Raw genomic sequence first — 12,683 nt, forward strand, 5'->3', positions numbered from 1 at the left:
CTTCCCGGTCCGCCGGCGGAGAAACAGGGGTGCGGCCCCGGCCACGCGGGTGGCCGGGACCGGGGCCGGGGTCAGACGTTCGCCACCAGCAGGGCGGGCTGTTCCACGCAGTCCGCGACGTGCCGCAGGAAGCCGCCGGCCACCCCGCCGTCGCAGACCCGGTGGTCGAAGGTGAGGCTGAGCTGGGTCACCTTGCGCACGGCGAGCTGCCCGTCGACCACCCACGGCTTGTCGACGATCCGGCCGACGCCGAGCAGCGCCGCCTCCGGATGGTTGATGATCGGGGTGGACCCGTCTACGCCGAACACCCCGTAGTTGTTCAACGTGAAGGTGCCGCCGGTGAGCCGGGCCGGGGGCAGGCTGCCGGCCCGGGCGGCCGCCGTGGTCTCGGCGAGGGCCGCGGCCAGCTCCCGGGTGGTCAGCCGCTGGGCGTCGCGCAGCACTGGCACGACGAGGCCCCGGTCGGTCTGTGCGGCGATGCCCAGCTGCACGCCGGCCGACTGGACGATCCGCTGCCCCTCGGTGTCGACGTGGGCGTTGAGCTGCGGGTACTTCCGCAGGCCGCTCAGGCAGATCCGGGCCAGCAGGGCCAGGATGCTGACCGGCGTCTCCGGGGTGGCGGCGTTGATCGCGGCCCGGGTCGCCAGCAGCCCGGTGGCGTCCACGTCCACCCAGATGGTCACCTCGGGGATCTCCCGCCGGCTGCGGGAGAGCTTGTCGGCGATGACCTTGCGAATGCCGGTGAGCGGGATGACCACGTCGCCGTCGCCGGCCGGGGCCAGCCCGACGTGCGCGGCCGGGGCGTCCGGCACGGCGGCGAGTTGCGCGGCGGGCGCGGCGGACGCCGCCTCGACGTCGGCGCGGCGGATCACCCCGCCCGGCCCGGTGCCGCGCAGGGCCGCCAGGTCGAGGCCGCGTTCCCGGGCCAGCCGCCGGACGATCGGCGAGATGACCAGCGGCGCGGTGCGGTCCGCGGCGGCGGCCGCCGGGGCGGGGGCGGCCGGCGCGGCGTCGGGCTCGGTGGCCAGGGCCAGCCGGGGGCGGCGGCGCCGCCGGCCCGAGCCGCCGTGGCCGGTGCCGTACCCGATCAGGACGTTGCCGGAGCCGGCCCGCTCCTCCTCGCGGTAGGTGGCGTGCGGGTCGTCGCCGCCGTCGCCGTCGAGCGGGGCGATCGTGATGAGCGGCTGGCCCACCGGGCGGACCTCACCCGCCGCGCCGTGCAGGGCCACGACCCGGCCGGCGTACGGGCAGGGGACGTCGACCACGGCCTTGGCGGTCTCCACCTCGACCACGGTCTGGTCCACGGTGACCACGTCGCCGACGGCGACCCGCCACTCGACGATCTCCGCCTCGCTCAGGCCCTCGCCCAGGTCGGGCAGGAGGAAGTCGCGGGTCCCGGTCGCGGTGGTCATGCCGCGCCGGCCGGGCGTGCCCTCACGGCCCTCGCTTCGCTCGGTGCGTTCGGTCATGCCGCCACCCACCGCTCGTCCGGCTGGTCGTCCCACTGGAGCCGGGCCACGGCGTCCAGCACCCGGTCGACCGAGGGCAGGTGGGTGTGCTCCAGCATCGGCGCCGGGTAGGGGATGTCCAGCCCGGACACCCGCAGCACCGGGGCGTGCAGGGCGTGGAAGCAGCGCTCCTGCACCCGGGCGGCGATCTCCGCGCCGACCCCGGCGAAGCCCTGCGCCTCCTGGATCACCACGCAGCGGCCGGTCTTCCGCACCGAGGCGGTGACGGTGGCGTCGTCGAACGGCACGATCGTGCGCACGTCGACCACCTCCAGGTCCCAGCCCTCCTCGCGGGCGGCCTCGGCGGCCTCCAGCGCGACCGGCACCGCCGGCCCGTACGCGACGAGGGTGGCGTCGGTGCCGGCGCGGCGCACGACGGCCTTGCCGAACGGCGCGGTCCGGGCCGGCAGCTCCGCCTCGGCGCTGGAGAAGTAGAGCTTCTTCGGCTCCATGAACACGACCGGGTCCGGGTCGTCGATCGCCTCGCGCAGCAGCGAGTACGCGTCCTCGACGGTGGCCGGGGTGACGACCTTCAGGCCCGGGGTGTGCGCGTAGTACGCCTCGGACGAGTCGCAGTGGTGCTCCACGCCGCCGATGCCGCCGGCGTAGGGCACCCGGATGACGATCGGCACGCTGAGCGCGCCCCGGGTGCGGTTGCGCAGCTTCGCCACGTGCGAGGCGATCTGCTCGAACGCCGGGTACGCGAACGCGTCGAACTGCATCTCGACCACCGGGCGCAGCCCGGACATGGCCAGGCCGACGGCGAAACCGACGATGCCGGCCTCGGCGAGGGGGGTGTCGAAGCAGCGCTTGTCGCCGAACCGGGCCTGGAGCCCGTCGGTGATCCGGAAGACGCCGCCGAGCTGCCCGACGTCCTCGCCGAAGACGACCACCCGCTCGTCGTCCAGCATCGCGTCGGCGAGCGCGGCGTTGAGCGCCTTCGCCATGGTCATGGTGGCCATCAGGCGTCCCCCTCCTCGGCGCGGGCCGCGGCCAGCTCGGCGCGGACCTGGTCACGCTGCTCGACCAGTTGCGGGGTCGGCTCCGCGTAGACGTGGTCAAAGAGGCTCAGCGGGTCGACCTCGGGCTGGGCGTTCATCCGGTCGCGCAGCGCGGCCGCGTACGCCTCGGCCTCCTCGGCGATCGCCGCGACCGCGGCGTCGTCCAGCGCGCCCCGGTTTCGCAGGTACGCCTCCAGCCGGGCGATCGGGTCGCGGTCGCGCCACGCCTCGACCTCCTCGGCGTCCCGGTAGCGGGTCTGGTCGTCGGCGTTGGTGTGCGGCTCCATCCGGTAGGTGTGCGCCTCGACCAGGTACGGGCCCTTGCCGGCGCGGGCGTGCGCGACGGCGCGGGTGAGCACCGCGAGCACGGCCACCGGGTCGTTGCCGTCGACCTGCTCGCTGGGCACCCCGTAGCCGACGCCCTTGTAGGCCAGGCTCGGCGCGGCGGTCTGCCGGGACAGCGGCACGCTGATCGCGTACTTGTTGTTCTGCACGAAGTAGACGACCGGTGCCTTGAACACGGCGGCGAAGTTGACCCCCTCGTGGAAGTCGCCCTCGCTGGTCGCGCCGTCACCGATGAAGGCCAGCGCCACGGTGTCCCGTCCCTGGTAGGACTCGCCGTAGGCGAGCCCGGCGGCGTGCACGCACTGGGTGGCGAGCGGGGTGCACTGCGGCGCGGTGTGCACGGCCGTCGGGTCGTACCCGCAGTGCCAGTCGCCACGCAGAAGGGTGAGCACCTCGACCGGGTCGATGCCGCGGGCGGTCAGCGCCATGGACTCCCGGTAGGTGGGGAAGACCCAGTCGCTGTCGCGCAGCGCCAGCACCCCGCCGACCTGGCAGGCCTCCTGCCCGCGGGAGGACGGGTAGACGGCGAGCCGGCCCTGCTTGGTCAGCGCGGTGGCCTGCACGTCGAAGCGACGGCCGACGACCATCCGGCGGTACATCTCGCGCAGCGCCTCGACCGGCGGCTCCGGGTAGTCGTCCCGGGCCGGCAGCGGGGTGCCGTCCGGGTTCAGCAGCCGGACCGGCTCGCTCTTCGGCAGCAGGCCGTCGGTGGGGTCGGGAGCGGCCGGGGTGGCCGGCCGGCGGGTGCGCGGGGATGCCCTGCGGACCGCCTGGGGTGTGGTCGTCACGGCGGGGACCTCCTGGACGTGTGGTGGCCCTATGCTTCCGCTGTCGGATGATTGACTCAACATCCGGCGTGAAGGCAGGACGAATGGCACCGGAAGGCGACCCTCATGAGCCAGGAGACCGGAAGCACAGCGGGCACGGCGGGCGGAACGGGACGTTCGGCCGGGCCACTCGACGAGGTCGACCGGCGGATCCTGCGCGAACTGACCGAGGACGCCCGGCTCTCCATCCGTACGCTGGCCGAACGGGTGCACGTCTCGCGCACCAACGCGTACGCCCGGGTGGAGCGGTTGCTGCGGGACGGGGTGGTCACCGGGTTCCGGGCCCAGGTGGCGCCCGAGCCGGCCGGGCTGGGCACCTCGGCGTACATCGCGCTGACCATCGAGCAGAACACCTGGCGCGAGGTGTCCGCCGAGCTGGCCCGGGTGCGCTACATCGAGCACGCGGCGCTGCTCAGCGGCGAGCACGACGTGCTGGCCCTGGTCCGGGCGCCGGACAACGCCACCCTGCGGGACGTGGTGCTGGACCGGGTGCAGAGCATCGCCGGGGTGCTGTCGACCCGCACCTGGCTGGTCTTCGAGGAGTTCGACGGGACGCTGAGCCCGTGGCAGTGACGCCTACCGCTCCGGCGGGGCCTCCAGGCCCTCCCGGTCGGCCAGCTCCAGCAGCGGCTCCAGGGAGAACCGGCGCTCGTCCAGGCCGGCGTGCGGGTCGCCCCGCTCGGCGAACCGGGCCGGCATGCTGACCACGTCGAAGTCCTCCGGCCGGGCGTCGTCCAGCTCCACCCAGTCCAGCGGCGCGGAGACCAGCGCCCGCGGGGTGGGCCGGATCGAGTACGCCGAGGTCACGGTGTGGTCCCGGGCCATCTGGTTGTAGTCGACGAAGACCGGCCGGTCCCGCTGCTCCCGCCACCAGGTGGTGGTGACCAGGTCGGGGAGCCGGCGCTCCATCTCCCGGCCCAGCGCCAGCACCGCGCGCCGGCACTCGCCGAAGCTCCACCGCGGCTCGATCGACAGATAGACGTGGATCCCCCGGCCGCCGGTGGTCTTCGGGTAGCCCACCAGGCCCAGCTCGTCGAGGAACGCGCGCACCTCGTGGGCGACCGGCACCACCTGGGCGAAGTCCACCCCGGGCATCGGGTCCAGGTCGATGCGGAGCTGGTCGGGGCGCTCCACGTCGCCCGCCGAGACCGGCCAGGGGTGGAAGCGCAGGGTGCCCAGGTTGGCCGCCCAGATCACCACGGCCAGCTCGCTCGGGGCCACCTCGTCGGCGGTCCGGCCGCTCGGGAAGGTGATGTGCGCGGTGCGCACCCACTCGGGCGCGCCCGCCGGCAACCGCTTCTGGTAGAACGCGTCACCCTTGTTGGTCTGCCGGGTGGCGATCTTCGCGCCCTCGAACACGCCGCGCGGCCAGCGCTCCAGCATGGTCGGTCGGTCGCGCAGCGCGCGCAGGATGCCGTCGCCGACGGACAGGAAGTAGTGCACCACGTCCAGCTTGGTCAGTCCGCGCTCCGGGAAGTAGGGCTTGTCGGGGCTGGAGACGCGGACCAGCCGCTCCCCCACCCGGATCTCCTCGGCCGCCGTGGTCGCCACGCCTCACACCGTACGACGCGGACGGTCGCGGCGCGGGGATCTCGTCACGTGATGAGCAGGGCCCCGACGACGATCAGCGGCACCGAGACGAAGAGGAAGATGCCGACGCCGGTGAGCACCCGGCCCCCGCCGCCGTCCTCCCGCTCCGGGGCCAGCCCGAAGGCGGACCGGGCCGGCAGCATGCCGATCCGGCTCAGCGTCAGGTCGCCGGTCATCCCGATCACGGCGCCGACCAGCATGAACGCCACGCCCAGCCGGTAGACGAAATCGCCACCGCTGACCCCGACCCAGATCCCCACCGCGACAGCGATCACCACCGCCGCGATCAGGAAGAGCACCAGCGCTTCCCGCAGACCCCTGATGACCGTCTCCATGCGTCGCCTCCCCGCGACCGGGCCCACCCCGGTGCGTCGGACGACATTCTTCCCGGTCGATGCCACTCCGCGCCGCCCGCGCGGCGCGGCGGGTCCCCGGACACGCTCGTGGCCGGGCGGGCGCACCCACCCGGCCACCGGCGCGTACGGTCAGCCGTTCTCCTTCTGGAGCCGTTCCATGAGCATCTTCTTGCCCTGGTCGCCGGCCTTGCGGTTGTTCTCCTGGATCTTGCGGAACCAGGTGGCGAGCTCGGTGTCGCCCCGGTCCTCCGCGTCGGCGATGTACGTCTCCATCTGCCAGATGTGCTGCAGTGACATCTGCACCGCGTGGATCAGGTCGTAGTTCTTGTCCTTCACCGGGCTCGTCGGCTCCCGCACCATCGTCGCCACGGCACACCTCCCCTGGGTCGGCCCCGCCCTCGTACGGGGCCGACCGCGCTTACCCGACCCGCCGCCGTTCACGCCCCGCGGGTGCGCCGGCCGCCACCGACCGGCACGGTTACCCCCCGCAGCACCCGGGTACCGGAGGCCGCATGGCGGAACTGGCAGCCCTCTGGATCGTCCGGCACGGCGAGAGCACCGCGAACGTCGCGGCCACGGCCGCCGAGGCCGCGGGCGCCGAGCTGATCGACCTGACCCACCGGGACGCGGACGTGCCGCTGTCGCCCACCGGCGAGGAGCAGGCCCGGGCGACCGGTCGGTGGCTCGCCGGGCTGCCCGAGGCGCGGCGGCCGGACGTGGCGGTGGTGTCGCCGTACCTGCGGGCGGTGCGGACCGCACAGCTGGCCCTCGCCGGCACCGGCGTGCCGGCGAGCCGCGACGAGCGGCTGCGCGACCGCGAGCTGGGCATCCTCGACGGGTTGACCGGGCACGGCGTCCGCCGGCGGCACCCCGACGAGGCGGCGCGCCGGGACCGGCTCGGCAAGTTCTACTACCGCCCGCCCGGCGGGGAGTCCTGGACCGACGTGGCGCTGCGGCTGCGTACGCTCCTCGGCGACCTGCGCCGGGACCACGCCGGTGGCCGGGTGCTGCTGTTCGGCCACGACGCGCTGGTCTTCCTGCTGCGCTACCTCGTGGAGGGGCTCACCGAGGCTGAGCTGATGGCGCTCACCCGGGAGCACGTCATCGCCAACTGCTCGGTCACCGGCTGGTCGGCGGACGCCACCGGCCGGCTGACCCCGGACGTGTTCAACGACGTCTCCCACCTGCACCGGCAGGGGGCGCGTTCGACAAGGGAGGACGAGGTCCATGCCGAGCCGGTCTGAGGTCATCACCCCCGCGCTGCTGCGCGACTGGGCGCTGCCGGTGCCGACCGGCGGCAAGGAGGCCCGGGGCACGGTGCTGGTGGTCGGCGGGTCCCGGTTCACGCCCGGCGCGGTGCTGCTCGCCGGGGTGGCCGCCCTGCGCGCCGGCGCCGGCGTGCTGCAACTGGCCGCCGCCGAGTCCACCGCCGCCGCGCTCAGCATCCAGGTGCCCGAGGCGCTGGTGGTCGGCCTGCCGGAGACCGCCGACGGCGCGGTCCGGGGCGACCCGGGCGACCTGCTCGACGGCCTGATCGCCGAGGCGGACGTGGTGGCGGTCGGGCCCGGCCTCAAGGACATCGACGCCACCCGGGCGCTGCTGCACGTCGTCCTCGACGCGGCCGGCCCGGAGACCGCGCTGGTGCTCGACGCGTACGCCCTCGGCGCGCTCAGCCACGAGCCGGACCTGCTGGTCGGCTCGGGACGCAAGGTGGTGCTCACGCCCAACCTCACCGAGGCCCAGCACCTGCTCGACCGGCAGCCCGGCGACGACCTGGACGCCGAGGCCGTGCGACTGGCCCACCGGTACGACGCCGTGGTCTCCCTCTACGGGCACATCGCGACTCCCGACGGGCGGGCCTGGCGGGAGGAGAGCGGCGACGCGGGCCTGGGCACCTCGGGCAGCGGGGACGTCCGGGCCGGGCTGCTCGCCGGGCTGCTCTCCCGGGGCGCCGAGCCGGCGCAGGCCGCCTGCTGGGCCGCGTTCGCCCACGCGGTGAGCGGGCAGCGCCTGGTCCCCCGGTACGGCCGGATCGGCTTCCTGGCGCGCGAACTGCTCGACGAGATCCCCTACACGGTGGCCACCGTCTGACGGGTGTTGTCCGTCCGTTCGGGTGTGTGTAACACCACACCGGCTGCCTACGCTGGTCCATCGAAGGCGAGCAACGTGCACGTCTTCCGCCGGCCCACTTCCCGCCAGGGAGTGCGGCTCGGCAAGATCGGCCCCCTGGGAGTCTGTGTGAAGAACCTCCGTCGCAAGACACTGGCCGCCGCGTCCGCCGCGACGCTCGGCGTCGGCCTCGCCCTCAGCGGTGGGCTGGCACCGGCGGCCGCCGCCGGACCGGACACCTCGTACCTGGTCCTCGCCCCGCAGGGCGCCAACACCAGCAAGGCCGCCGCCCGCGTGGCGGCCGCCAAGGGCACCGTCGTGGCCTCCTACGACCAGATCGGCGTGCTCGTCGTCCGCTCGACCAACCCGGACTTCGCCACCCAGGTGGCGGGCGCGGGCGTCGAGGCGGTTGCATCCACCGCCGGCCTGGGCACCGCCCTCGACGAGGGCGAGACCGTGGAGGTCTCCGCGGCCGACGTCGCCGCCGCCACCGACGACCCGACCAAGGAACCGCTCTACGGCCAGCAGTGGGACATGGACATGATCCACGTGCCGCAGGCCCACGCCGTGAACAGCGGCAGCGCGAACGTCGTCGTCGGCGTGCTGGACAGCGGCATCTCCAGCACCCACCCGGACCTGGCGACGCAGATCGCCAAGGACAAGAGCACGTCCTGCATCGGCGGTGTCAGCAACACCACCGAGGCGGCGTGGAACCCGACCACCAGCGACCACGGCACCCACGTGGCCGGCACCATCGCCGCCGCCGTCAACGGCGTCGGCGTGACCGGCATCGCGCCGGGCGTCAAGGTCGCCGCCGTCAAGGTGGTCAACGACGACGGCTTCATCTACCCGGAGGCCGCGGTCTGCGGGTTCCTGTGGGCCGCCGACCACGGGATGCAGCTGACCAACAACAGCTACTTCATCGACCCGTGGGAGCTGAACTGCCGCAACGACGCACGCCAGCGTCCGGTGTGGCAGGCCGTGCAGCGGGCGATCCGCTACTCGCAGTCCAAGGGCGTGCTCACCGTGGCGTCCGCGGGCAACTCCAACTACGACCTGGCCCACAAGATCACCGACACCGCGAGCCCGAACAACGGGACGCCGGAGAACCGTGAGAACCTCACCAACGCCTGCCTCGACCTGCCGGCCGAGGCGCCGGGCGTGGTGACCGTCTCCGCGGTGGGCCCGACCGGCGAGAAGAGCTACTACTCCTCGTACGGCCAGGGCGTGGTGGACGTGACGGCGCCGGGTGGCGACACCCGGTACCGGACCCAGGGTGTGCGCTCGACCACCACCGACGCCATCCTGTCGACCACCTTCAACACCGCCACCAAGACCAACGGGTGGGGGTACAAGCAGGGCACCTCGATGTCCGGCCCGCACGCCACCGGCGTCGCGGCGCTGGCCCTGTCGGCGCACCCGGGGATGACCCCCGGCCAACTGGCGTCGTTCCTGGAGCGCACGTCCGTGGCGCAGTCCTGCCCGGCGGGCGTCTACAACCCGGTGCCGCTGATCTCGGCGACCAACCCGAACCTGTACGACGCGACCTGCTCCGGCGGCGAGCGTAACTCGTTCTACGGCGCCGGCATGGTCGACGCGTACAACGTGGTCAGGTAGCGGCAGCACCACCTGTGGGGCCCGGCGACGAGTCGCCGGGCCCCACTCGTTTGTCCTGGTCGGGGCGGGGGTACGGGGGCGACATCAACCGACTCTAGGAGGTACCCCGGTGTCCACCGACGCGATCGTCCTGCTCAAGGAGGACCACAAGGAGATCCGCCGCCTGTTCAAGGCCTTCCAGGACGCCGAGGAGGGCCCGGCGAGCGAGCGGCAGAAGCTGGTGACGCAGATCCTCGAGGCCCTGACGGTGCACACCTACCTGGAGAACGAGGTGATGTACCCGGAGGTCCGCAAGCTCGTACCGGACGTCGAGGACGACATCCTGGAGTCGTACGAGGAGCACCACGTCGCCGACGTGCTCTGCTTCGAGCTGTTCACCATGGACGCCGAGGACGAGCGCTACAACGCCAAGACGACGGTGCTGATCGAGAACGTGCTGCACCACGTCGAGGAGGAGGAGCAGGAGTGGTTCCCGAAGGTCCGCGAGGCCCTCGGCCGTAACCAGCTCCAGGAGATCGGCCAGCGCATGATCGACCTGCGCCCGAAGGCCCCGAAGACGCCGACCGCCCCGAAGGCGCTGAAGAAGTCGCTGGACGCCGTCGTCGCCTGACCCGGCACCACCGGACGGCGGGACCCGGCCGAGGCCGGGTCCCGCCGCCGTGTACGTGGGTCAGCTGCCCGAGCCGGGCTCGGCCATCTTCCGGTGCTGCTCCGCCTTCAGCCGGTCCGGCACGATCTTGCCGGCGGCGGTCTGCAGCTTGTTGACGAACGAGCCGGCCGCCACCTTGTGCTCCCCCTTCATGAGGGCCTCGAAGGCGTCCTCGGCCACCGCGCGCGGGTCGTCCTTCTTTCCCTGACCCACCCGGGTGTCCTCCATGTGGGCCCGCTCGAAGAACTCGGTGTCGGTGGGGCCGGGCATCAGCGAGGTGACCGTGACCCCGCTGTCCTTCAGCTCGTTGCGCAGCCCCTCGGCGAACGACTGCACGAACGACTTCGAGGCGTTGTAGACCAACTGGAACGGCCCCGGCATGGTCGAGGCGATCGACGAGGTGAACAGCACCCGCCCCCGGCCCCGCTCCACCATGCCCGGCAGCAGCCGCTTGGCCAGGTGCACGGTCGACCGCACGTTCAGGTCGACGATGTTCAGCTCGTCGCTCAGGTCGGTGCCGCCCACGAAGCTCCCGCCGGCGCCCCGGCCCGCGTTCAGCGCCAGGGCGTCCACCGGACGGCCCAGCTCCGTCACGGCCCGCGCCAACTGCTCCACGCCGTCGGGCGTGGCGAGGTCCACCTGCACGGGGTACGCCTCCGGGCCGCTGTCGCGGCGCAGGTTCCGCGCCGCCGTGGCGATCCCCGCGTCCTCGGCCGCCACCACCACGTCGTAGCCGTGCTCGGTGAACCGGGCGGCCAACTCGTACCCGATGCCGCTGGACGCGCCGGTCACCACGGCGAGCGGACGGTCGGTGGTCGGTGTGCTCATCCTCGGGTCTCCCTCCCTGGACGCGGGCCGCCTGGCCGGGCCCCTCCCCCGGGGTTTGCCCAGCCCCGGGCCGCCCAACCACGCCGGCACGCGGCGGAGGTGCGCCCGCCCGGCTCCGGCGCACCCGGTAGGATCGGCGCGGGCCGTGACTGGCGCGTGGGGATGGAGAACCATCGGGAAGCGGTCCCGTCATAAGGACGCACGCCGAGCGCCTGGGCCTTCCGCACGTCACCTGGAGGTCGCATGTCGCTGAACGCCGAATCCACCGCCTTCCGCAGCGCGCTGGAGGTGATCCGCGCCGTCGAGCCGCGGGTGGCGGACGCCATCGGGGCCGAACTGGCCGACCAGCGCGAGTCGCTCAAGCTCATCGCCAGCGAGAACTACGCCTCCCCGGCCACCCTGCTGGCCATGGGCAACTGGTTCAGCGACAAGTACGCGGAGGGCACCATCGGCCGCCGCTTCTACGCCGGCTGCCAGAACGTCGACACCGTCGAGGCCCTCGCCGCGGAGCACGCCAAGGAGCTGTTCGGGGCGGCCCACGCGTACGTGCAGCCGCACTCCGGCATCGACGCCAACCTGGTCGCCTTCTGGGCGATCCTGGCCGACCGGGTCGAGTCCCCGGCCCTGAAGAAGGCCCAGGTGCGCCAGGTCAACGACCTCACCGAGGCGGACTGGTTCGCGCTGCGCCGGGAGCTGGGCAACCAGCGGATGCTGGGCATGTCGCTGGACGCCGGCGGGCACCTCACCCACGGCTTCCGGCCGAACATCTCCGGCAAGATGTTCGACCAGCGCAGCTACGGCACCGACCCGGCCACCGGCCTGATCGACTACGACACGGTCGCCGAGGCGGCCCGCGAGTTCAAGCCGCTGATCCTGGTGGCCGGCTACTCGGCGTACCCCCGGAAGGTCAACTTCCGGATCATGCGGGAGATCGCCGACTCGGTGGGCGCCACCTTCATGGTCGACATGGCGCACTTCGCGGGCCTCGTCGCCGGCAAGGTCTTCACCGGCGACTTCGACCCGGTGCCGCACGCGCACATCGTCACCACCACCACCCACAAGTCGCTGCGCGGCCCGCGCGGCGGCATGGTGCTCTGCGGCCCGGAGCTGGCCGACCAGGTCGACCGGGGCTGCCCCATGGTGCTCGGCGGTCCGCTGCCGCACGTGATGGCCGCCAAGGCCGTCGCCCTCGCCGAGGCCCGCCGCCCCGACTTCGCCGGCTACGCACAGCGGATCGTCGACAACGCCCAGGCGCTCGCCGAGGGGCTGCTCCGCCGGGGCGCGAAGCTGGTCACCGGCGGCACCGACAACCACCTGGTGCTCATCGACGTCTCCGGCTACGGGCTCACCGGCCGGCAGGCCGAGCAGGCGCTGCTCGACTCCGGCATCGTGGCCAACCGCAACGCCGTCCCGCAGGACCCGAACGGCGCCTGGTACACCTCCGGCATCCGGATCGGCACCCCGGCGCTGACCACCCGCGGCCTCGGCGGCACCGAGATGGACACCACGGCCGAGCTGATCCACACCGTGCTCAGCCAGACCACGCCGGGCGCGAACGCGGACGGCACCCCGTCGAAGGCCAAGTACGCCCTCGACCCGGCCCTGGCGGAAACCGTGAGCAAGCAGGCCAGCGACCTGCTCACCAACTTCCCCCTCTACCCGGCCGTCGACCTGGGCTGACCCGACGGAGCAAACCCCGACGCCCCACCCGGCCGCCCCCGGCGGGGTGGGGCGTCCCCATCCCCCACCCCACCCCGCCCTCGCCGCGTTGATCATGAAGTTAGCGCCCTGGAACGCGCCTTCCACCGCCGCTAACTTCATGATCAACGGGGTGCGTGGGGGGTGTGGGGGGT

At 73.3% G+C, this 12,683-nt stretch carries 13 protein-coding genes and 1 riboswitch; of the genes, 6 read left to right on the forward strand and 7 right to left on the reverse strand.

Annotated features, from left to right (window positions below):
* Window positions 1-71: 71 nt before the first annotated feature.
* The 3 genes from NFX44_RS27590 to pdhA are packed head-to-tail and all read right to left on the reverse strand — an operon-like array spanning window position 72 to window position 3,675.
* Window positions 72-1,412 (reverse strand): dihydrolipoamide acetyltransferase family protein, encoded by a 1,341-nt coding sequence (locus NFX44_RS27590; protein WP_262286529.1) that lies wholly within the window; start codon window positions 1,410-1,412, stop codon window positions 72-74.
* A 53-nt stretch (window positions 1,413-1,465) separates the two neighbouring features.
* On the reverse strand, window positions 1,466-2,470 hold the full coding sequence (locus NFX44_RS27595) for an alpha-ketoacid dehydrogenase subunit beta (RefSeq protein ID WP_262286518.1): 1,005 nt from the start codon (window positions 2,468-2,470) through the stop codon (window positions 1,466-1,468).
* The gene (pdhA, locus tag NFX44_RS27600) at window positions 2,470-3,675 is read right to left on the reverse strand and encodes a pyruvate dehydrogenase (acetyl-transferring) E1 component subunit alpha (protein ID WP_262286530.1); all 1,206 of its coding nucleotides are present in this window, start codon (window positions 3,673-3,675) and stop codon (window positions 2,470-2,472) included. Before pdhA ends, NFX44_RS27595 begins: the two co-directional genes overlap by 1 nt.
* A gap of 72 nt (window positions 3,676-3,747) precedes the next feature.
* Here pdhA and NFX44_RS27605 point away from each other — a divergent pair, with 72 nt between their 5' ends.
* Window positions 3,748-4,254: an Lrp/AsnC family transcriptional regulator gene (locus NFX44_RS27605; RefSeq protein WP_262286519.1), complete on the forward strand. Its 507-nt coding sequence runs from the start codon at window positions 3,748-3,750 to the stop codon at window positions 4,252-4,254.
* 3 nt (window positions 4,255-4,257) lie between these two features.
* Here NFX44_RS27605 and NFX44_RS27610 read toward each other — a convergent pair whose 3' ends face one another.
* From NFX44_RS27610 to NFX44_RS27620, 3 genes are all read right to left on the reverse strand, one after another.
* Window positions 4,258-5,232, reverse strand: a complete 975-nt coding sequence (locus tag NFX44_RS27610; protein ID WP_262286520.1) for a DNA polymerase domain-containing protein — start codon at window positions 5,230-5,232, stop codon at window positions 4,258-4,260.
* 44 nt (window positions 5,233-5,276) lie between these two features.
* Window positions 5,277-5,606 (reverse strand): hypothetical protein, encoded by a 330-nt coding sequence (locus NFX44_RS27615; protein ID WP_262286521.1) that lies wholly within the window; start codon window positions 5,604-5,606, stop codon window positions 5,277-5,279.
* A 150-nt stretch (window positions 5,607-5,756) separates the two neighbouring features.
* Entirely contained in the window at window positions 5,757-5,987 is a 231-nt protein-coding gene (locus NFX44_RS27620; protein WP_262286531.1) for a hypothetical protein, read from the reverse strand.
* Between the two features lie 152 nt (window positions 5,988-6,139).
* Between NFX44_RS27620 and NFX44_RS27625 the strand changes: the two genes are divergently transcribed.
* From NFX44_RS27625 to NFX44_RS27640, 4 genes are all read left to right on the forward strand, one after another.
* Window positions 6,140-6,871, forward strand: coding sequence for a histidine phosphatase family protein (locus NFX44_RS27625; RefSeq protein ID WP_262286522.1), 732 nt, complete (start codon window positions 6,140-6,142; stop codon window positions 6,869-6,871).
* Window positions 6,855-7,718, forward strand: coding sequence for an NAD(P)H-hydrate dehydratase (locus NFX44_RS27630; RefSeq protein ID WP_262286523.1), 864 nt, complete (start codon window positions 6,855-6,857; stop codon window positions 7,716-7,718). The genes NFX44_RS27625 and NFX44_RS27630 overlap by 17 nt, the downstream gene beginning before the upstream one ends.
* Window positions 7,719-7,865: 147 nt before the next feature.
* Entirely contained in the window at window positions 7,866-9,353 is a 1,488-nt protein-coding gene (locus NFX44_RS27635; RefSeq protein WP_262286524.1) for a S8 family serine peptidase, read from the forward strand.
* A gap of 109 nt (window positions 9,354-9,462) precedes the next feature.
* A complete protein-coding gene (locus NFX44_RS27640; protein WP_262286525.1) occupies window positions 9,463-9,963 on the forward strand; it encodes a hemerythrin domain-containing protein in 501 nt (166 codons plus the stop codon).
* Between the two features lie 60 nt (window positions 9,964-10,023).
* Here the strand turns inward: NFX44_RS27640 and NFX44_RS27645 are convergent, their stop codons facing one another.
* Window positions 10,024-10,830 (reverse strand): SDR family oxidoreductase, encoded by an 807-nt coding sequence (locus NFX44_RS27645; RefSeq protein WP_262286526.1) that lies wholly within the window; start codon window positions 10,828-10,830, stop codon window positions 10,024-10,026.
* A 135-nt stretch (window positions 10,831-10,965) separates the two neighbouring features.
* A riboswitch (ZMP/ZTP riboswitch) is annotated at window positions 10,966-11,055 on the forward strand.
* Between the two features lie 18 nt (window positions 11,056-11,073).
* Between NFX44_RS27645 and NFX44_RS27650 the strand changes: the two genes are divergently transcribed.
* Window positions 11,074-12,510, forward strand: a complete 1,437-nt coding sequence (locus tag NFX44_RS27650) for a glycine hydroxymethyltransferase (protein ID WP_262286527.1) — start codon at window positions 11,074-11,076, stop codon at window positions 12,508-12,510.
* Window positions 12,511-12,683 lie beyond the last annotated feature (173 nt).

Origin of the sequence: Micromonospora sp. MA102 (genome assembly GCF_025460765.1) — a bacterium.
Classification (GTDB): domain Bacteria; phylum Actinomycetota; class Actinomycetes; order Mycobacteriales; family Micromonosporaceae; genus Micromonospora; species Micromonospora halotolerans.

Bases quoted from the DNA above. Each gene is read 5' to 3' on its own strand.
- NFX44_RS27590 (WP_262286529.1), bottom strand. From the start codon at position 1,412: ATGACCACCGCGACCGGGACCCGCGACTTCCTCCTGCCCGACCTGGGC.
- NFX44_RS27595 (WP_262286518.1), bottom strand. From the start codon at position 2,470: ATGGCCACCATGACCATGGCGAAGGCGCTCAACGCCGCGCTCGCCGAC.
- NFX44_RS27630 (WP_262286523.1), top strand. From the start codon at position 6,855: ATGCCGAGCCGGTCTGAGGTCATCACCCCCGCGCTGCTGCGCGACTGG.
- NFX44_RS27620 (WP_262286531.1), bottom strand. From the start codon at position 5,987: ATGGTGCGGGAGCCGACGAGCCCGGTGAAGGACAAGAACTACGACCTG.
- NFX44_RS27650 (WP_262286527.1), top strand. From the start codon at position 11,074: ATGTCGCTGAACGCCGAATCCACCGCCTTCCGCAGCGCGCTGGAGGTG.
- NFX44_RS27625 (WP_262286522.1), top strand. From the start codon at position 6,140: ATGGCGGAACTGGCAGCCCTCTGGATCGTCCGGCACGGCGAGAGCACC.
- NFX44_RS27615 (WP_262286521.1), bottom strand. From the start codon at position 5,606: ATGGAGACGGTCATCAGGGGTCTGCGGGAAGCGCTGGTGCTCTTCCTG.
- NFX44_RS27645 (WP_262286526.1), bottom strand. From the start codon at position 10,830: ATGAGCACACCGACCACCGACCGTCCGCTCGCCGTGGTGACCGGCGCG.
- NFX44_RS27605 (WP_262286519.1), top strand. From the start codon at position 3,748: ATGAGCCAGGAGACCGGAAGCACAGCGGGCACGGCGGGCGGAACGGGA.